This is a genomic window from Nocardioides sp. GCM10023255, assembly GCF_042653125.1.
Lineage (GTDB): Bacteria > Actinomycetota > Actinomycetes > Propionibacteriales > Nocardioidaceae > Nocardioides.
Genome location: NZ_JBHSHU010000010.1, coordinates 72208 through 90406, shown reverse-complemented (window position 1 = coordinate 90406; position 18199 = coordinate 72208). Strand labels below are relative to the sequence as shown.

The window sequence follows — 18199 nt, the reverse complement described above, 5'->3', positions numbered from 1 at the left end:
TAGTTCCCGCAACACTCAAAGGTCGGGCGGCCGCTTCGGCGGCCGTCCGACTCCGGGGGGTGAGGGCCTCGTACCGAGGTCCTCACCCTCACCTCCGTCCGGCTGTCGCCGCCACGAGCTGAGACAGCGCAGACCCCGATCAGTACCCCCGAGGTGGTCCCACCCATGTTCGCCTACGTCGTCCGACGCGTGTTCGTCGGCGTGATCATGCTCATCGTGATGAGCCTGGTGACGTTCCTGCTGTTCTTCGCGTCGCCCGTCGACCCGGCGCGTTACGCGTGCGGCAAGAACTGCTCGCCCGAGCTGAGAGAGCAGACCCGCAAGGCGCTCGGATACGACAAGCCGACCGTCGTTCAGTGGACCGACTTCCTCCAGGGTGTCGTCAAGGGCCGCGAGTACCCCGACGACCCCGAGCTGAAGGCGAAGGCGCCCGAGCTCATCGCGGAGTGCCCGGCCCCGTGCTTCGGCTACTCGGTCGTGAACACGACCACCGTGAACGCGGAGATCAAGGAAGCGTTCCCCGTCTCCCTCTCCATCTCGATCGCGGCCCTGATCATGTGGCTGCTCGGCGGCGTCTTCTTCGGCGTCATAGCCGCGGTCCGCAAGGGCACCCTGACCGACCGCGGGATCGTGGCGCTGTCGCTGGTCTTCTACGCGTTCCCCGCCTTCTTCATCGGCATCTTCCTGCTCAAGTTCCTGGCCATCAAGTGGCAGTTCGTGCCCATCCCCGAGTACGTCTCCATCGCCGACGGGGGACTGGGGACCTGGCTGCAGGGGCTGTTCCTGCCCGGTCTCACCCTGGCCCTGCTCTACATGGCCGGCTACGTCCGCATGACGCGAGCCTTCGTGCTGGAGTCCATGAGCGAGGACTACGTCCGCACCGCGCGGGCCAAGGGGCTGAAGGGGCGCCGCGTGCTGGTCAAGCACAGCATGCGTGCTGCACTCACCCCGCTGGTCACGCTGGTCGGTCTGGACTTCGCCGCCCTGATGGGTGGCGCGATCATCACCGAGACCGTGTTCAACTACAATGGCTTGGGCAAGCTCGCCCTCGACGCAAACCTCACCTACGACCTCCCGACGATCATCGGGCTGGTGCTCCTCCTGGGAACGTTCGTGATCGTCGCCAACATCATCGTCGACGTGCTGTACGCCGTCATTGACCCGCGCGTGCGCGTGGGCTGAGGGGAGAACCGTGTCTTTTCTTTCGGTCCGTGACCTGAAGGTCCACTTCCCGACCGTCGACGGCGTCGTGATGGCGACCGACGGTCTCTCCTTCGACCTCGAGAAGGGCAAGACCCTCGGCATCGTGGGTGAGTCCGGCTCGGGCAAGTCCGTGTCGAGCTCGGCGATCCTCGGCCTGCACCGCAAGACCAGCGCCAGGGTGTCGGGCGAGATCATCCTCGACGGCGTCGACCTGCTGCAGATCAGCGACGAGGACATGCGCAAGAAGCGGGGCAAGGAGGTCTCCATGATCTTCCAGGACCCGCTCTCCGCGATGCACCCGTACTACACGGTCGGCAACCAGATCGGTGAGGCCTACCGCGTCCACCACAACGTCAGCAAGAAGGCCGCCCGCAAGCGCGCCATCGAGATGCTCGACCGCGTCGGGATCCCGCAGCCGGACCGTCGGGTGGACGACTACCCGCACCAGTTCTCCGGCGGCATGCGGCAGCGCGCGATGATCGCGATGGGGCTGATCAACAACCCCAGCCTGCTCATCGCCGACGAGCCCACGACCGCGCTCGACGTGACCGTCCAGGCGCAGATCCTCGACCTGCTGCAGGACCTCCAGCGTGAGTTCGACTCCGCCGTCATCATCATCACCCACGACCTCGGCGTCGTGGCGGAGATGGCCGACGACGTGCTCGTGATGTACGCCGGCCGCGCGGTCGAGTACGGCGCCTGCAAGGAGATCCTGACCCACCCCGAGATGCCCTACACCTGGGGTCTGCTCTCGAGCGTCCCGGATGTGTCCGGCGACGTGAACGCGCAGCTCATCCCGATCCCGGGCAACCCGCCCAGCCTGCTGAACCCGCCGCCCGGCTGCGCCTTCCACCCGCGGTGCACGCACAAGGACAAGGTCCCCGGCGACCTGTGCCGGACCGAGCTCCCCGAGCTGCTCCCCGGCGTGCGCGGCGGCCTGCACACCAAGCGTTGCCACCTGGCCAACCCCGATGAGATCTACGCGACGGAGGTCCTCCCTGAGATCGCTCCCGAGCTGGTCGAGGAGAAGTGATGGACCACACCCCCAAGTCCGACGAGGTGCGTGAGGGCGACACGACCACCGCTGCGGGTGCCACGACGCTGGCGCAGCCGGTCGAGACGACCTCGCAGAACACCAAGGCGGTCCTCGACGTCGAGAACCTCAAGATGTACTTCCCGGTGAAGTCGTCGGGGATCATCCGGCGCACCGTGGGTCACGTCCAGGCGGTCGACGGCGTCTCGTTCCAGCTGCCCGCGGGCGGGTCCCTCGGCCTGGTGGGCGAGTCCGGCTGTGGCAAGTCCACCACCGGGCGCCTCGTCACCCGGCTCTACGAGCCCACCGGCGGCACGATCAACTTCGACGGCCGGGACATCTCGAAGATCTCCTCGCGCAGCCTCAAGCCGCTGCGCCGCGAGATCCAGATGATCTTCCAGGACCCCTACACCTCGCTGAACCCCCGGCACAGCGTCGGCGCGATCATCGGGGCACCGCTGGCGATCCACAACATCCTGCCGAAGAACAAGATCCTGCCGCGCGTGCAGGAGCTGCTCGAGATCGTGGGCCTCAACCCCGAGCACTACAACCGCTACCCCCACGAGTTCTCCGGCGGCCAGCGCCAGCGCATCGGCATCGCCCGGGCGCTGACGCTCCAGCCGAAGGTCCTCGTGGCCGACGAGCCGGTCTCCGCGCTCGACGTGTCGATCCAGGCGCAGGTCATCAACCTGCTCAAGGACCTGCAGCACGAGTTCAACATCGCGTTCCTCTTCATCGCCCACGACCTCGCGGTGGTGCGCCACTTCTGCCCCGAGGTCGCGGTGATGTACCTCGGCAAGATCGTGGAGATCGCGGATCGCGAGACGCTCTACTCCCGTCCGCACCACCCGTACACCCAGGCACTGCTGTCCGCGGTGCCCGACGTGAAGCAGGCCGCCATCGGCGGCCGTCGCGAGCGGATCCGCCTGCAGGGCGACGTGCCGAGCCCGATCAACCCGCCGTCCGGCTGCCGGTTCCGCACCCGCTGCCCCATGGCGCAGGAGATCTGTGCCCGGGTGGAGCCGCCGCTCCTGCAGATCGGCAAGAGCCACAAGGTCGCCTGCCACTTCCCGGGCGAGCTCGGGCACGCACCGGAGAAGCCGATCACCGCGAGCCTGCTCGGTGTCGACGACACCGGCGCCCCGGACCCGGGCGCGAGCCCGGCCGAAGAGCTGCCCACGGGCTCCGGGTTCTCGGACACCTGGTTCGACCTCGAGCGCAGGACGATGGCGAAGGGCTGACCCCGGTCCGTGGACGGACTGTTCGACATCGGCGGAGCCCCCGCCCCCGCGACGCGGGGCGGGGGCTCGCTGGCGGTCAACACCCATTCCTCCGCGCCACTGGCGGTGCGGATGCGGCCGCGCACCCTCGACGAGCTCGTGGGCCAGGAGCAGCTGCGCGCACCCGGTGCGCCGCTGCGCCGCCTGATCGAGGGTGACCAGTCGATGTCGCTGCTCCTGTGGGGGCCGCCCGGGACTGGCAAGACCACGATCGCCTCGATCGTCAGCCAGCAGACCGACCGCCGCTTCGTGGAGGTGTCCGCGGTCTCCGCCGGCGTCAAGGAGGTCCGGGCCGCGATCGACGCCGCCCGCGCCGAGCTGGTCGGGGGCGGCCGCGAGACGGTGCTCTTCGTCGACGAGGTGCACCGGTTCAGCAAGGCCCAGCAGGACGCCCTGCTCCCCGGTGTCGAGAACCGCTGGGTGACGCTCGTGGCGGCGACCACCGAGAACCCGTTCTTCTCGGTCATCTCGCCGCTGCTGTCGCGCAGCCTGCTGCTGCGCCTCGAGTCGCTGACCGACGACGACGTGCGTGCCGTGCTGGCCCAGGCCATCTCCGACGAGCGTGGCCTCGCCGGGAAGATGAGCGTCGACGACGACGCGCTCGACCACCTCGTCCGGCTGGCCGGTGGAGACGCACGCAGGTCCCTGACCTACCTCGAGGCCGCCGCGGGCGCCGCGACCTCCCAGGGGCTCGACGTGGTCGACCTGGCGACCGCGGAGACGGCCGTCGACCAGGCGGCGGTGCGCTACGACCGGCAGGGCGACCAGCACTACGACGTCACCAGCGCCTTCATCAAGTCCGTGCGCGGTTCCGACGCGGACGCGGCCCTGCACTACCTGGCCAGGATGATGGAGGCGGGGGAGGACCCGCGGTTCATCGCCCGTCGCCTGCTGATCCTCGCCAGCGAGGACATCGGCCTCGCGGACCCCACCGCGCTCACCACCGCGGTGGCGGCGGCCCAGACCGTCCAGCTGATCGGGATGCCCGAGGCGAAGCTGACCCTCGCGCACGCCACCATCGCCCTGGCGGTGGCCCCGAAGTCGAACGCCGTCACGACGGCGATCGGCGCGGCGATCGCGGACGTCAAGGCCGGCAAGATCGGGCCGGTGCCGGCCCACCTGCGCGACGCGCACTACTCCGGCGCCAAGAAGATCGGCCACGGCGCGACGTACAAGTACAGCCACGACGAGCCGTACGGCGTCGCCGAGCAGCAGTACGCCCCCGACGTGGTCGCCGACGCGGAGTACTACCAGCCCACCGCGCTGGGGGCGGAGGCTGCGATCAAGGAGCGCTGGGAGCGCATCCGACGGCTGGTCCGGGGCTCCGACGGCCCGCGATAGGGTCGGGCACTGTGATGCTGCAGTGGATCGAGCCCGTCGTCACGGGCGTGCTGGCCCTGCTCGCGCTCGCTCTCACCCTCACGTTGCTCCGGGTGCGCTCGCGCACCGACCGGGAGCTGGCCGCCGCTCGCGCTGAGGCCTCCTCCCTGCGCGCGCGGGTCGAGGAGATCGAGCACCGTCTCGCCGCCGACGCGCAGGCTCCACGCCGTGAGCTCGAGGGCCACGAGGCCCGCGAGTACGTCATCACCCACCTCGGCGACCCGGAGCCCGACGCCGGTCGCGACCTGACGCCGCCCGAGATCGACCGGGCGCTCTTCGCCGACCTGGTGCTGCGGGAGACGGTCGTCAAGGCGGCGTCGCTCACCCACGGCGTACGTCGCGCCCTGGCCCCCGAGACGCGCAACCGGATCCGCTTCGAGGTGCGCCGCGAGGTCAAGCGGGCGCGCAAGCAGCGGCGCGCCGACACCCGCGAGGCCCGGCGTGACTGGGCAGCCCGGCAGCGGGCCGAGGGCACGGCATGAGGCGCGGCTTCTGGTTCCTCGCCGGCGCCGGCGCGGGCGTGTACGCCGTGGTGCGCGGCCGGCGCGCCGCCGAGGTGTTCACCGCCGACGGCCTGCGGGACCGGCTCAGCGGGCTCGAGGTCGGGGCCCGGATGTTCCGCGAGGAGGTCGCGGCGGGCCAGCACGAGAAGGAAACCGAGTTGCGGGAGCGCTTCGGCCTGGTGCCTCATGGGAGGCCCCAGCTCGAGGGCGGCCGCCACCGGGCGCAGACCCCCACACTCACCACCACCACCGACAGCGACAACGACGAGGAAGGCAGCAACTGATGGACACCGCGGAGATTCGCCGGAGGTTCGTCGCTCACTTCGAGCGCAACGGACACCAGGCGGTGCCGTCAGCCTCGCTGCTGCTCGACGACCCGAACCTGCTGTTCGTCAATGCCGGCATGGTCCCGTTCAAGCCCTACTTCCTGGGCCAGGAGACGCCGCCGTACCGCCGCGCGACCAGCGTGCAGAAGTGCGTGCGCACGCCCGACATCGAGGACGTCGGGAAGACCACCCGGCACGGCACGTTCTTCGAGATGTGCGGCAACTTCTCCTTCGGTGACTACTTCAAGGACGGCGCCATCGAGCTCGCCTGGGAGCTGGTCACCCGCCCGGTCGCCGACGGCGGCTTCGGCCTCCCCGAGGACAAGCTCTACCCGAGCGTCTACGACGACGACCCCGAGGCGGTCGACCTCTGGCGCAAGATCACGGGTCTGCCCGACGACCGGATCATCCGGCTGGGCAGACGCGAGAACTACTGGTCCATGGGTGTCCCCGGCCCCGGTGGACCCTGCTCGGAGATCCTGATCGACCGCGGCCCGGCCTACGGCGCCGACGGGGACTTCGGGGCGGAGGACCGCTACCTCGAGTTCTGGAACCTCGTCTTCATGCAGGACGAGCTCAGCGCGGTGCGGTCCAAGGAGGACTTCGACATCGCGGGCTCCCTGCCGAAGAAGAACATCGACACCGGCATGGGCCTCGAGCGGGTCGCGTTCCTCCTCCAGGGCAAGGAGAACATGTACGAGATCGACGTCATGTTCCCGGTGATCGAGAAGGCCCAGGAGCTCACCGGCCGTCGCTACGGTGCCAGTCCCGAGGACGACGTGCGCTTCCGCGTGGTCGCCGACCACATCCGCTCCTCGATGATGCTCATCGGCGACGGCGTCACGCCCGGCAACGACGGGCGCGGGTACGTCCTGCGCCGGCTGCTGCGCCGCGCCGTGCGCTCGATGCGCCTGCTCGGCTTCGAGGACCGGGCGCTGCCCGAGCTGATGCCGGTCAGCCGCGACAAGATGGGGGAGACCTACACCGAGCTGCACCGCGACTGGGAGCGGATCTCCAGCGTCGCCTTCGCCGAGGAGGACGCGTTCCGCCAGACGCTGCGCGCGGGCACCGCGATCTTCGACCTCGCCACCGGCGAGCTGAAGCGGTCGGGCGGCACCCAGGTCTCGGGTGACAAGGCGTTCGCCCTGCACGACACCTACGGCTTCCCGATCGACCTGACCCTCGAGATGGCTGCCGAGCAGGGGCTCAGCGTCGACGAGGAGGGCTTCCGCCGCCTGATGACCGAGCAGCGGGAGCGGGCCAAGGCCGACGCGAAGGCCAAGAAGGGCCAGCACCGCGACGCCCGCGCCTACCGCGAGGTCGCCGACTCCCTCGGTCGCGCGGTCGAGTTCACCGGCTACTCCGACATCGTGAGCGAGGGCTCCGTCCGCGGCATCGTCGCCGCCGGCGGGGTCGTGCCCTCAGCGCGCGAGGGTGACGAGATCGAGCTGGTCCTGGACCGGACCCCGTTCTACGCCGAGGGCGGCGGCCAGCTCGCCGACCAGGGCGTCATCGAGCTCGACAACGGCGCGCTGCTCCAGGTCCGCGACGTCCAGTCGCCGGTGACCGGCCTGATCGTGCACCAGGCGCTCGTCCTCTCCGGCGAGGTCACGCCCGGGCTCGCTGCCCAGGCGAAGGTCGACGTCGAGCGCCGGCGCTCGATCTCGCGCTCCCACACCGCGACCCACATGGTCCACAAGGCGTTCCGTGAGGCGCTCGGCGAGACGGCCACCCAGGCCGGCTCGGAGAACTCGCCGGGACGTTTCCGCTTCGACTTCTCCGCCACCGGCGCGGTGCCCACCTCGGTCATGCGCGACGTCGAGGAGCGGGTCAACGACCTGGTGCTCGCCGACCTCGCGGTGCACGCCGAGGTGATGACCCAGGAGGAGGCCGTCAAGAGCGGTGCGATGGCGCTCTTCGGCGAGAAGTACGGCAACGAGGTCCGGGTGATCTCCGTGGGTGACTGGGCGCGCGAGCTGTGCGGCGGCACCCACGCGCACCGGTCCGGACAGCTCGGTGTCGTCAAGCTGCTGGGCGAGTCCTCGATCGGCTCCGGCGTACGCCGCGTCGAGGCGCTGGTGGGCGGCGACGCCTACCGCTTCCTGGCCCGCGAGCACGTGCTGGTCGCGCAGCTGTCCGAGGCGCTCAAGGTGCGACCCGAGCAGCTGCCCGAGCGCGTGCACGACATCGTCGAGAAGCTGCGGACCGCCGAGAAGGAGATCGAGAAGGTCCGCCTCGGCCAGCTGCTGGCGGCCGGCGGCGAGCTCGCCGCGTCCGCGACCGACGTCGGGGGCGTCAAGGTGGTCGCCCACCGCGCCGACGGTGCGGGGGGCGGCGACGTGCGCACGCTCGCCCTCGACGTACGGGGCCGGCTGCCGCAGGGCCAGCCCGGCGCGGTGGTCATCATCGGCGCCGGCACAGACGGCAAGGTCTCGGTCGTCGCCGCGGTCAACGACGAGGCCCGCAGCCGCGGTGTCAGCGCCAACGAGCTGGTCCGTGCGGTCGGCCCGTTCGTGGGCGGCCGGGGTGGCGGCAAGGACGACGTGGCCCAGGGTGGCGGCACCGACGCCTCCCGCATCGACGAGGCGCTCGACCAGGTCCACGCCGAGGTGGCGCGGGCGACCGGTCAGGCGAACGGTTGAGGTTCGGCGTCCGTCTCGGCATCGACCCCGGCGACGCCCGCATCGGCGTCGCCCGCAGCGACCCGACCGGCTTCCTCGCCACGCCCGTGGAGACGGTGCGCCGCGGGAAGGGCGACCTGCGACGGATCGCCCAGCTCGTGGCCGAGGAGGAGGCCGTCGAGGTCGTGGTCGGCCTCCCACGCTCGCTGTCGGGGGGTGAGGGTCCGGCCGCGGTCAAGACCCGCGAGTTCGCGGCGCGCCTCGCCGCGCGGGTCGCACCCGTTCCGGTGCGCCTCGTCGACGAGCGGCTGACCACGGTGTCGGCGGAGGCTATGCTGCGCGACCGTGGCCGCAAGGGAGCCAAGCGGCGGGAGGTCGTCGACCAGGCGGCCGCCGTCCTGATCCTGCAGCACGCACTGGACACCGAACGCGCGACGGGGGCCGCGCCCGGCGAGACCGTCGAGGAGACGCACGAGTGACGACCAACGAGGCAGCGCCCGAGCACGAACCCGAGGAGCACCACGACGAGGTCGTGCCCATGCAGGGAGGCCGACGCCGCAAGCGCGGGCACGGCCTCAAGGGCTGCCTGGCCGTGCTCGTCGCCCTCCTCGTCGTGGTCGGCGGCGCCGCCTTCCTGGGCAACAAGGCGCTCACCGCGCTCAAGGACCAGTTCGCCGACCCGGAGGACTACGCGGGTCCCGGCCGCGGCAACGTCAGCTTCGAGGTGCACGAGGGCGACAGTGTCGCCGCGATCGGCCGCAACCTGAAGACCGCCGGCGTGGTCGCCTCGGTCGAGGCCTTCACCGATGCCGCCTCGGCGAACCCGGACTCGACCGGCATCCAGGTCGGCTTCTACGCGCTGAAGAAGCAGATGAAGGCCTCCGACGCCCTCGACGTCCTCGTGGACCCCGCCAACCTCGTCAAGGACGCGGTCACGATCCCCGAGGGACTGACCGTCGACGAGATCGTGGACACGTTGGCCAAGAACACCGACTTCAAGGCGGCCCAGTTCCAGAAGGTGCTCGACGCGCCGGGCCAGCTCGGGCTGCCGGACTACGCCGACGGGAACGCCGAGGGCTACCTCTTCCCGGCGACCTACGACTTCGGACCCAACGCGACCCCGAAGACGATCCTGCAGGCGATGGTCGACCGCTGGCAGCAGGCCGCCGACGACGCCGACCTCGAGGGTGCGGCCGAGCAGCTGGGATACACCCCGGCGCAGCTGATGACGATCGCGAGCCTGGTCCAGGCCGAGGGGCGCGGCGACGACATGCCCAAGATCGCGCGGGTGATCTACAACCGGCTCGAGGGCGACGAGACCGACGGGTTGCTCCAGATCGACGCGACGGTCAACTACGCCGCCGGGAACGACCTGCGGGCGGTCCCGTCGACCGAGGACACCCGGCTCGACTCGCCGTACAACACCTACCAGAACCCGGGCCTGCCGCCGACCCCCATCGAGGCCCCTGGCGACGACGCGCTGCGTGCGGCCACCCACCCCGCCGACGGCGACTGGTACTACTACGTCACGGTCAACCTCAAGACCGGCGAGACCAAGTTCGCCGAGACCTACGACGAGTTCCTGACCTACAAGGACGAGCTCCGCGAGTACTGCGCGACCGAGTCCGCGGGCGCCTGCTGAGCAGCCGTCGATGAGGTGTGCCGTCCTGGGGGACCCGATCGCCCATTCGCTCTCCCCGGTGCTGCACCGGGCGGGGTACGCCGCGCTCGGCCTGGACTGGTCCTACGACCCGGTGCGGGTGGGCGAGGACGGCCTCCCGGACTTCGTGGCCGGGCTCGACGCGACCTGGCGCGGGCTGTCGCTGACGATGCCGCTCAAGCGGGTGGCGCTCACCCTGGCCCGCGAGACGACGGACCGGGCCCGGATGGCCGGAGCCGCCAACACGCTGGTCCTCGAGGGCGGGGTGGCGGTGCTGGCCGACAACACGGACCTGCCGGGGGCGGTCTCCGCCGTGCGCGAGCGGTACGACGGCCCGGTGACGGCCGGCACCGTGCTGGGCGGGGGAGCCACGGCGGCCTCGACGGGGCTGGCGCTGTGCGAGCTGGGAGCCCGTGTGGTCACCTTGCTGGTCCGCTCGCCCCAGCGCGCCGCGGAGGCGGCTGAGGCGGTCCGGCGACACCCCTCCGCCCCGCAGGTAGAGGTCGGGTCGCTCGCGGACGACCCCGTGACCGGCGAGGTGGTCGTCTCCACCGTGCCCGCCGCGGCCCAGGACGCGTCGGTCGTCCGACGGTGCGCCGACGCGCCGGTGCTCTTCGAGGTCCTCTACGACCCGTGGCCGACTCCGTTGGCGGCGGCCACGCGCCCCGGCGTGCTGGTGGGCGGCCTGGACCTGCTCGTGCACCAGGCGGCCTTGCAGTTCGCGATGTTCACCGGTCGGCCGGCCCCGCTCGAGGCGATGCGTTCGGCCGGGCTCGAGGCGCTCGGCGCGCCCCGGACCACCGGATGAGCACCCTGGTCGCGGCAGGTGGGGCCGCCGCGTTCGCCGCCGTCGCCTGCGGGCTGGCCGGCGTCCTCGTGCCCTCGTTGATCGCGCGGCTGCCCGAGCCCGAGCCCACCGACGAGCCCAAGCGGCCGTACGCCGAGATCGCCGCGCGGCGCGGGCTGGCGCGGGTCACGGCCGGCGTGGCCGCGGTGTCCGGGGGCGTGGTCGGGGGAGTGCTCGGCTGGTCCTGGCCGTTGCTGTTCTGGCTGCCGCTCGTCCCGGTCGGGGTCCTGCTCGGCTACGTCGACCTGCGCACCAAGCTGCTGCCCAGCGTGGTCGTCCGCCCGGCGACCCTGCTGGTGGTCGCACTGGGCGGGGTGAGCGCCGCGCTCTCCGGCGACGGGGACGCGCTCGTGCGCGGACTGGTCGGGCTGGTGGTGGTGCGATCGGTGTTCTGGGTCCTGTGGTGGATCCGCTCGGCGGGCATGGGGTTCGGCGACGTACGCCTCTCCGCGCTGCTCGGCTTCGCGCTGGCCTACCTCGGGTGGGCCGAGGTGCTGCTCGGCACCTACGCGTCGTTCCTCGTCTTCGGTCTCCCGGGCCTGCTGGTCGCCCTCGTGCGCCGCGACCGCAGCATGATGCGCACCGCCTACCCGTTCGGTCCCGCCATGCTCGCCGGGGCCGTGATCGGCGTGGTCCTGGCGCCGCTGCTCGGGGGCCATCTCGGCGACTGGGGAGCCTGAATCCGGAGCGGATCGGTCGTGAAAGACTGGCCGCATGCTGCGTTGGCTCACCGCGGGCGAGTCCCACGGACCGTCCCTGGTCGCGATCCTCGAAGGGCTCCCGGCCCACGTGGAGGTCACGACCTCCGACATCCAGGACTCCCTGGCCCGACGACGTCTCGGGCACGGCCGTGGCGCCCGGATGAAGTTCGAGCAGGACGAGGTCACCATCGTGGGCGGGGTCCGGCACGGCCGGAGCCTCGGCGGCCCGGTGGCGATCGAGGTCGGCAACACCGAGTGGCCCAAGTGGGAGAAGGTCATGTCGGCCGACCCGGTGGACCCGGTCGAGCTCGAGGCGCTGGCCCGCAACGCTCCTCTGACCCGGCCGCGGCCCGGCCACGCGGACCTGGCCGGCATGCAGAAGTACGACTTCGACGAGGCCCGGCCGATCCTCGAGCGGGCCTCGGCCCGCGAGACCGCCGCGCGGGTCGCGCTCGGCCGGGTGGCCTCGAACTTCCTCGAGCAGTCGGTCGGCGCGCAGATCGTGTCCCACGTCGTCGAGCTGGGCGGCGAGCGGGCGCCGGGTGGCCTGTGGCCGCAGCCGGACGACGTGGCCCGGCTGGACGAGGACCCGGTCCGTTGCCTGGACCCCGAGGCCAGCGGCCGGATGGTCGCCGCGATCGACCAGGCGCACCAGGACGGTGACACGCTCGGCGGCGTGGTCGAGGTCGTCGTCCACGGCCTGCCGCCCGGGCTCGGCTCGCACGTGCACTGGGACCGGCGCCTCGACTCGCGGCTGGCCGGCGCCCTGATGGGCATCCAGGCGATCAAGGGCGTCGAGGTCGGTGACGGCTTCGAGCTGGCCGCCACCCCCGGCTCCCGCGCGCACGACGAGATCGTCCCGACCGCCGACGGCATCCGGCGCACGAGCGGCCGCTCCGGCGGCACCGAGGGCGGTATGACGACAGGCGAGGTCCTGCGCGTCCGGGCCGCGATGAAGCCGATCGCCACGGTGCCCCGGGCGCTGCGGACCGTCGACGTCGCCACCGGCGAGGAGGCGGTGGCCCACCACCAGCGCTCGGACGTCTGCGCGGTGCCGGCCGCCGGCATCGTCGCCGAGGCGATGGTCGCGCTGGTCCTCGCCGACGCGGTGCTGGAGAAGTTCGGTGGCGACTCGGTGCAGGAGACGCGGCGCAACGCCGAGAGCTACCTGGACACCCTGAGGTTCACGTGACGGCCGGGGCGCGACCCCGCGTCGTGCTCGTCGGTCCCATGGGGGCCGGCAAGACCACGGTGGCCGGTCTGCTCGCCGACGCCTGGGGGGTCGAGGCCCGCGACACCGACGCCGACGTGGAGGCCGCCGAGGGCCGCACCGTCGCCGACATCTTCGTGGAGTCCGGTGAGCCTGAGTTCCGGCGCCTCGAGCGAGGGGCCGTCTCCGAGGCGCTCGCCTCGCACGACGGGGTGCTGGCGCTGGGCGGCGGAGCCGTGCTGGACCCCGAGACCCGCGAGCAGCTCGCGGGGCACACCGTTGTCTTCCTGAAGGTGGGGCTCAGCGACGCCGTCAAGCGGGTCGGGCTGGGCAGCTCGCGCCCGCTGCTGCTCGGCAACGTCCGCGGCCGGATCAAGACGCTCCTCGACGAGCGGACCCCGGTCTACGAGTCCGTCGCCTCCCTCGTCGTGGACACCGACGGTCGCACCGCCGAGGACGTGGCCGCCGAGATCCGCGAGGCCCTCGACGCGAAGGCACCGGCATGAACGACACCGTGCTGCCGGTGACCGGCGCGGCGCCGTACGACGTGGTCGTCGGCAACGGGCTGGCACACCGCCTCCCCGCCATGCTGGGGGAGTCCGTCCAGCGCGTCGGCGTCGTGCACCCCGAGTCCCTGCGCCACCTGGTCCGACCGCTGCTGGACGAGCTGGCGGCCACCCACGAGGTGACGCCGCTGCCGGTGCCGGACGGGGAGCGGGCCAAGACCGCGGCCGTCGCGGCGTCCTGCTGGGACGCCCTGGGAACGGCCGGGTTCACCCGCTCCGACGCGATCGTGACCTTCGGTGGCGGCGCCACGACCGACCTCGGCGGCTTCGTCGCGGCGACCTGGCTGCGCGGCGTGCGGGTCGTCCACGTCCCGACCACGCTGCTGGCGATGGTCGACGCGGCGGTGGGCGGCAAGACGGGCATCAACACCGCCGCCGGTAAGAACCTCGTCGGGTCCTTCCACGAGCCTGCCGGCGTGCTGTGCGACCTCGCCACGCTCGAGTCGCTGCCCCGCGCGGACCTCGTCGCCGGGCTGGGCGAGGTCGTCAAGTGCGGCTTCATCGCCGACCCCGAGATCCTCGCCGTGGTGGAGGGCACCGCACCTTCGCAGCTCACGCCACGCTCGCCGGTGCTCCGCGAGCTGGTCGAGCGCGCCATCCGCGTCAAGATCGACGTGGTCGTCGCCGACCTGAAGGAGACCGGTGGCGTGGGCGGGCACCCCGGTCGGGAGGCGCTGAACTACGGACACACCATGGGCCACGCCATCGAGCGCGCGGAGGGCTACTCCGTCCGGCACGGCGAGGCCGTCGCGATGGGATGCGTGTACGTCGCCGAGCTGGCGCGACGCGCGGGCACCCTGTCCGGGGAGGTCGCCGACCGGCACCACACCGCCTTCGCGCACGTCGGTCTGCCCACGACGTACTCCGGTGCCAGCTTCGAGGAGCTGCACGCCGCGATGAAGGTCGACAAGAAGTCCCGGGGTTCCCAGCTGCGGTTCGTCGTGCTGAGCGACCTCGCACGACCGACGGTCCTCGCCGGCCCCTCGGAGACGGCCCTGCGCGGGGCCTACGACGTGCTCGCGCGTGGTCGCGGGCAGGAGGTGGATGCATGAAGGTCCTGGTCCTCAACGGTCCCAACCTCGGCCGGCTCGGGCGCCGCCAGCCCGAGATCTACGGCACCACCACCCATGCCGAGCTGGCCGACCGCTGCGTCGCCTGGGGACGCGACCTCGGGCTGGAGGTGGAGGTCCGGCAGACCAACCACGAGGGCGTGATGGTCGACTGGCTCAACGCCGCCGCCGACGAGGCGACCCCGGTCGTGCTGAACGCCGCCGCGTGGACCCACTACTCCTACGCCGTCTACGACGCCTGCGCGCAGCTGGTCGCACCCCTCGTCGAGGTGCACATCTCCGACCCGTTCCAGCGCCCCGAGGAGTTCCGGCACACCTCGGTCGTCTCGCCGCACGCCGCCTCGGTGGTCGCCGGTCACGGCATCGACGGCTACCGGATTGCCCTCGAGCACCTGGCCGGCCCTGCCCGTTCCTGATCACCGGACGCCGGGTCGGCGGAACCTCGAGGTCACGGACCCCGTCCAAGCACCCGACACGCGGCGGCTGGCGGAAGGTGCGCGGACATGGGCGAGAAGACGGTGACGATGAGCGTGCGTGGGCTCCTGCTCACGGCGGTGGTGCTGCTGGGCCTGCTGAGCGCCTACCTGGTCGGGGGCGCCGGTGGCGGCGGAGGCCCCGCGGTGGCCGCGGCTCCGGCCGCGGACCCGCAGGGCAGGCAGCGCGTGATGACGATGGCGGGCACCGGCGAGGCCAGCGTGGTGCCGGACCAGCTGTCCTTCGACCTCGCCGTGGGGCTGCTCCGCCCCGACCTCGACACCGCGCTGGACGACTCCAGCCGCGTCATGGACCGCGTGCTCGCCCGACTCGCCGACCTGGGCATCGCCCGCGGCGACGTGCAGACCACCGAGCTCTCGATGTACCCCGTCTACGACTACCACCAGTACTCCCCGCCGACGATCCGCGGCTACCGGGTCTCCCAGCGCGCGACCGTCCTGGTCAAGCAGCTGCGCCAGGGCGGGCGGGCCGTGAGCACCGCCGTCGCGGCCGGCGGCGACGACGTCCGGGTCAGCAACATCCGGCTCCGCGTCGGTGACCCCGACCGCGCGATGGAGGAGGCCCGCGACGCCGCGGTCGAGCAGGCCCGCACCAAGGCCGAGCAGTACGCCGCGGCGGCCGGCCAGACCCTCGGTGACGTGGTCACGCTGCGCGAGGTCGGGGCGCCGCAGCGCCGCAGCATCGACCGCGGCTACGTCCTGCACGGGCTGAGGGCGACGGCGGACATGGCCGCGGTCCTCCCGGTCCGGGCGGGCAAGGACAGGATGAAGGTGACGGTGCAGGTCGTCTGGGAGCTCGGCTGACGCGGGGTTCGGTGCCGGGAGCGCCGGGCCTATAGACTCGGACGCTGCTGCCGGGCTCAGAGGCAGCCCGGCACCCGGATCCCACGACGCAGTAAGGCTGACACGCGCGCATGGCAACGACGAACGACCTCAAGAACGGCATGGTTCTCAACCTGGACGGCCAGCTCTGGCAGGTCATCTGGTTCCAGCACCACAAGCCCGGCAAGGGGGGCGCGGTGGTCCGCACCAAGCTGAAGAACGTCGAGTCCGGCAAGACCGTCGACAAGACCTTCAACGCCGACGTCAAGGTCGACGTGGCCAACGTCGACAAGCGGTCCATGCAGTACCTCTACAACGACGGCACGTCGTACGTCTTCATGGACGTGCAGAGCTACGACCAGATCGAGGTCGCTCCCGAGATCGTCGGCGACGCCGCGAACTTCCTGCTCGAGAACCAGGAGGCGATCGTCGCCACCAACGACGGGCGCGTCCTCTACATCGAGCTCCCGGCCTCGGTCGAGCTCGAGGTCACCTACACCGAGCCCGGCCTGCAGGGCGACCGCTCGACCGGCGGCACCAAGCCGGCCACCGTCGAGACCGGCGCCACCGTGCAGGTGCCGCTGTTCATCACCACGGGCGAGAAGATCAAGGTCGACACCCGCGACTCCTCCTACCTCGGGCGCGTCACCAGCTGATGGCTGCCCGTTCCAAGGCCCGCAAGCGGGCCCTCGACGTCCTCTTCGCCTCCGACGTGCGGGGCGAGTCGGCCAACGACGCCCTCGACCGGGCCATCGCCGAGGGCGACGCTCCCACCAACGCCTACACCGTCACGCTGGTGCGCGGCGTCGTCGAGAACCAGTCCCGCATCGACGAGATCCTGTCCGACTACGCCGAGGGGTGGACCCTCGAGCGGATGCCGGCGGTCGACCGCAACGTGCTGCGGCTCGGCGTCTTCGAGCTGCTGTACGCCGACGACGTCCCCGACGCGGTCGCCGTCTCCGAGGCGATGGCGCTGGTCCGCGACCTGTCCACCGACGAGTCGCCGGCGTTCGTCAACGGGATCCTCGGCAACATCGTGCGGAACCGTTCCTCGCTGGCCTGAGCGACCGGTTGACCCGGACCGCCATGCTGTGAGGCATGAGCAATGACCTCGAGCGCACTGTCGACCTCGTCGTGATCGGCGCCGGCCCCGGAGGCGAGTCCCTCGCCACCGGGGCCGCGCGGGCCGGTCTTGACGTGGTCGTCGTGGACAGGCACCTCGTCGGAGGGGAGTGCCCCTACTACGGCTGCATCCCCTCGAAGATGATGATCCGCGCGGCCGACGCGCTCGCCGAGGCCGGACGGGTCTCCGCCCTGGCCGGCGACGCCGTGGTGACCCCGTCCTGGGCGCCGGTGGCGCGACGTCTCGACGAGGAGGCCACCTCCGGCTGGGACGACACGATCGCGGTGGAGCGGCTCGAGGACGCAGGTGCCACGGTGCACCACGGCGTGGCTCGCCTCGACGGGCCGGGGCGCGTCCGGGTGGAGCTGGCCGGAGGGGGCGACGTCACCTACGAGGCGCGCCGCGGGGTGGTGCTCAACCCCGGCACCCGCCCGGCCGAGCTGCCGATCGACGGGCTCGCCGGCACGCCGTACTGGACGAACCGGGACGCCGTCCGGGTCACCGAGCTGCCCTCGTCCCTGGCCGTCATCGGGGGCGGTCCCATCGGGTGCGAGATGGCGCAGGTGTTCTCGCGGTTCGGGGTGCGGGTGACCGTGCTCGAAGGTGGGCCACGGCTCCTCGGACCGGACGAGCCCGAGGCCGCGGCGATCCTCCAGGACGTGTTCGTGGGCGAGGGCATCCGGGTGCTGACCGGCGTGCGGATCGAGTCGGTGGCGTACGCGGACGGTGCCTTCACCGTCGCCCTCGGTGACGACACCGTGGTGGCGGACAAGCTGCTCGTCGCCGCCGGCCGGACCCCCAACCTCGACGACCTGGGGCTGGAGACGGTCGGCCTGGACCCCGCTGCGCGCAGCCTCGAGGTCGACGAGCGGATGCGGGCCGGAGATCGGCTCTGGGCGATCGGGGACGTCACCGGGAAGGGGGCGTTCACCCACGTCTCGATGTACCAGTCGGCGATCGCGCTGCGTGACGTCACCGGCGTCGAGGGGCCGCCGGCGCGCTACCACGCGGTGCCGCACACCACCTTCACCGATCCGGAGGTGGGTGGGGTCGGCCTGACCGAGCAGGCGGCCCGGGACGCCGGACTGCGGGTGCGCACCGGCAGCGCACCGCTCGAGCAGTCCTCCCGCGGCTTCGTGCACGGCCCGGGTGCCCGGGGGCTGGTCAAGGTCGTCGAGGACGCCGACCGCGGCGTGCTGGTCGGGGCCACCGCGATGGGGCCGGCGGGCGGCGAGATCCTGGGGTTCCTCGCGGTGGCGGTGCACGCCGAGGTGACGACCGACACGCTGCGCTCGATGATCTACGCCTACCCGACCTTCCACCGCACGATCGAGACCGCGATCGGCGACCTTTCCTGATT

General features: G+C 71.9%; 19 protein-coding genes. All 19 read left to right on the top strand.

Annotated features, from left to right (window positions below):
• Positions 1–165 precede the first annotated feature (165 nt).
• The 19 genes from ACFO9I_RS17030 (at position 166) to ACFO9I_RS16940 (ending at position 18197) form a co-directional block, all read left to right on the top strand.
• Positions 166–1182, top strand: a complete 1017-nt coding sequence (locus tag ACFO9I_RS17030; protein ID WP_379182984.1) for an ABC transporter permease — start codon at positions 166–168, stop codon at positions 1180–1182.
• 10 nt (positions 1183–1192) lie between these two features.
• Positions 1193–2236, top strand: coding sequence for an ABC transporter ATP-binding protein (locus ACFO9I_RS17025; RefSeq protein WP_379182982.1), 1044 nt, complete (start codon positions 1193–1195; stop codon positions 2234–2236).
• On the top strand, positions 2236–3477 hold the full coding sequence (locus ACFO9I_RS17020; RefSeq protein WP_379182980.1) for an ABC transporter ATP-binding protein: 1242 nt from the start codon (positions 2236–2238) through the stop codon (positions 3475–3477). The genes ACFO9I_RS17025 and ACFO9I_RS17020 overlap by 1 nt, the downstream gene beginning before the upstream one ends.
• A gap of 9 nt (positions 3478–3486) precedes the next feature.
• On the top strand, positions 3487–4857 hold the full coding sequence (locus ACFO9I_RS17015) for a replication-associated recombination protein A (RefSeq protein ID WP_379182978.1): 1371 nt from the start codon (positions 3487–3489) through the stop codon (positions 4855–4857).
• Positions 4858–4871: 14 nt separating this feature from the next.
• Positions 4872–5378, top strand: coding sequence for a hypothetical protein (locus ACFO9I_RS17010; protein ID WP_379182976.1), 507 nt, complete (start codon positions 4872–4874; stop codon positions 5376–5378).
• On the top strand, positions 5375–5683 hold the full coding sequence (locus ACFO9I_RS17005; RefSeq protein WP_379182974.1) for a DUF6167 family protein: 309 nt from the start codon (positions 5375–5377) through the stop codon (positions 5681–5683). The genes ACFO9I_RS17010 and ACFO9I_RS17005 overlap by 4 nt, the downstream gene beginning before the upstream one ends.
• The gene (gene alaS / locus ACFO9I_RS17000) at positions 5683–8367 is read left to right on the top strand and encodes an alanine--tRNA ligase (RefSeq protein ID WP_379182972.1); all 2685 of its coding nucleotides are present in this window, start codon (positions 5683–5685) and stop codon (positions 8365–8367) included. Before ACFO9I_RS17005 ends, alaS begins: the two co-directional genes overlap by 1 nt.
• Positions 8364–8825, top strand: coding sequence for a Holliday junction resolvase RuvX (gene ruvX / locus ACFO9I_RS16995; RefSeq protein ID WP_379182970.1), 462 nt, complete (start codon positions 8364–8366; stop codon positions 8823–8825). The genes alaS and ruvX overlap by 4 nt, the downstream gene beginning before the upstream one ends.
• A complete protein-coding gene (mltG, locus tag ACFO9I_RS16990; protein ID WP_379182968.1) occupies positions 8822–9988 on the top strand; it encodes an endolytic transglycosylase MltG in 1167 nt (388 codons plus the stop codon). Before ruvX ends, mltG begins: the two co-directional genes overlap by 4 nt.
• 10 nt (positions 9989–9998) lie before the next feature.
• Positions 9999–10814 carry a shikimate dehydrogenase gene (locus ACFO9I_RS16985; protein WP_379182966.1) on the top strand — a complete coding sequence of 272 codons (816 nt, stop codon included), beginning with the start codon at positions 9999–10001 and terminating at the stop codon, positions 10812–10814.
• Positions 10811–11533 (top strand): prepilin peptidase, encoded by a 723-nt coding sequence (locus ACFO9I_RS16980; protein ID WP_379182964.1) that lies wholly within the window; start codon positions 10811–10813, stop codon positions 11531–11533. Before ACFO9I_RS16985 ends, ACFO9I_RS16980 begins: the two co-directional genes overlap by 4 nt.
• Before the next feature lie 34 nt (positions 11534–11567).
• Positions 11568–12746 (top strand): chorismate synthase, encoded by a 1179-nt coding sequence (gene aroC / locus ACFO9I_RS16975; protein WP_379182963.1) that lies wholly within the window; start codon positions 11568–11570, stop codon positions 12744–12746.
• Positions 12743–13270, top strand: coding sequence for a shikimate kinase (locus ACFO9I_RS16970; RefSeq protein WP_379182961.1), 528 nt, complete (start codon positions 12743–12745; stop codon positions 13268–13270). Before aroC ends, ACFO9I_RS16970 begins: the two co-directional genes overlap by 4 nt.
• Entirely contained in the window at positions 13267–14382 is a 1116-nt protein-coding gene (gene aroB / locus ACFO9I_RS16965) for a 3-dehydroquinate synthase (RefSeq protein ID WP_379182959.1), read from the top strand. The genes ACFO9I_RS16970 and aroB overlap by 4 nt, the downstream gene beginning before the upstream one ends.
• Positions 14379–14816 carry a type II 3-dehydroquinate dehydratase gene (locus ACFO9I_RS16960; RefSeq protein WP_379182957.1) on the top strand — a complete coding sequence of 146 codons (438 nt, stop codon included), beginning with the start codon at positions 14379–14381 and terminating at the stop codon, positions 14814–14816. The genes aroB and ACFO9I_RS16960 overlap by 4 nt, the downstream gene beginning before the upstream one ends.
• Before the next feature lie 87 nt (positions 14817–14903).
• Entirely contained in the window at positions 14904–15698 is a 795-nt protein-coding gene (locus ACFO9I_RS16955; protein WP_379182955.1) for an SIMPL domain-containing protein, read from the top strand.
• 110 nt (positions 15699–15808) lie between these two features.
• Positions 15809–16372, top strand: a complete 564-nt coding sequence (gene efp, locus ACFO9I_RS16950) for an elongation factor P (RefSeq protein WP_379182953.1) — start codon at positions 15809–15811, stop codon at positions 16370–16372.
• Positions 16372–16779 (top strand): transcription antitermination factor NusB, encoded by a 408-nt coding sequence (nusB, locus tag ACFO9I_RS16945; protein ID WP_379182951.1) that lies wholly within the window; start codon positions 16372–16374, stop codon positions 16777–16779. The genes efp and nusB overlap by 1 nt, the downstream gene beginning before the upstream one ends.
• 35 nt (positions 16780–16814) lie before the next feature.
• The gene (locus tag ACFO9I_RS16940) at positions 16815–18197 is read left to right on the top strand and encodes a dihydrolipoyl dehydrogenase family protein (RefSeq protein WP_379182949.1); all 1383 of its coding nucleotides are present in this window, start codon (positions 16815–16817) and stop codon (positions 18195–18197) included.
• The last annotated feature ends 2 nt before the right edge of the window (positions 18198–18199 follow it).

What these genes read in the sequence shown, in the direction of transcription:
- ACFO9I_RS17030 (WP_379182984.1), top strand. Translation starts at nt 166, where the DNA reads ATGTTCGCCTACGTCGTCCGACGCGTGTTCGTCGGCGTGATCATGCTC.
- ACFO9I_RS17020 (WP_379182980.1), top strand. Translation starts at nt 2,236, where the DNA reads ATGGACCACACCCCCAAGTCCGACGAGGTGCGTGAGGGCGACACGACC.
- ACFO9I_RS17010 (WP_379182976.1), top strand. Translation starts at nt 4,872, where the DNA reads ATGCTGCAGTGGATCGAGCCCGTCGTCACGGGCGTGCTGGCCCTGCTC.
- ACFO9I_RS17005 (WP_379182974.1), top strand. Translation starts at nt 5,375, where the DNA reads ATGAGGCGCGGCTTCTGGTTCCTCGCCGGCGCCGGCGCGGGCGTGTAC.
- alaS (WP_379182972.1), top strand. Translation starts at nt 5,683, where the DNA reads ATGGACACCGCGGAGATTCGCCGGAGGTTCGTCGCTCACTTCGAGCGC.
- ACFO9I_RS16985 (WP_379182966.1), top strand. Translation starts at nt 9,999, where the DNA reads ATGAGGTGTGCCGTCCTGGGGGACCCGATCGCCCATTCGCTCTCCCCG.
- ACFO9I_RS16980 (WP_379182964.1), top strand. Translation starts at nt 10,811, where the DNA reads ATGAGCACCCTGGTCGCGGCAGGTGGGGCCGCCGCGTTCGCCGCCGTC.
- aroC (WP_379182963.1), top strand. Translation starts at nt 11,568, where the DNA reads ATGCTGCGTTGGCTCACCGCGGGCGAGTCCCACGGACCGTCCCTGGTC.
- aroB (WP_379182959.1), top strand. Translation starts at nt 13,267, where the DNA reads ATGAACGACACCGTGCTGCCGGTGACCGGCGCGGCGCCGTACGACGTG.
- ACFO9I_RS16960 (WP_379182957.1), top strand. Translation starts at nt 14,379, where the DNA reads ATGAAGGTCCTGGTCCTCAACGGTCCCAACCTCGGCCGGCTCGGGCGC.
- ACFO9I_RS16955 (WP_379182955.1), top strand. Translation starts at nt 14,904, where the DNA reads ATGGGCGAGAAGACGGTGACGATGAGCGTGCGTGGGCTCCTGCTCACG.
- efp (WP_379182953.1), top strand. Translation starts at nt 15,809, where the DNA reads ATGGCAACGACGAACGACCTCAAGAACGGCATGGTTCTCAACCTGGAC.
- nusB (WP_379182951.1), top strand. Translation starts at nt 16,372, where the DNA reads ATGGCTGCCCGTTCCAAGGCCCGCAAGCGGGCCCTCGACGTCCTCTTC.
- ACFO9I_RS16940 (WP_379182949.1), top strand. Translation starts at nt 16,815, where the DNA reads ATGAGCAATGACCTCGAGCGCACTGTCGACCTCGTCGTGATCGGCGCC.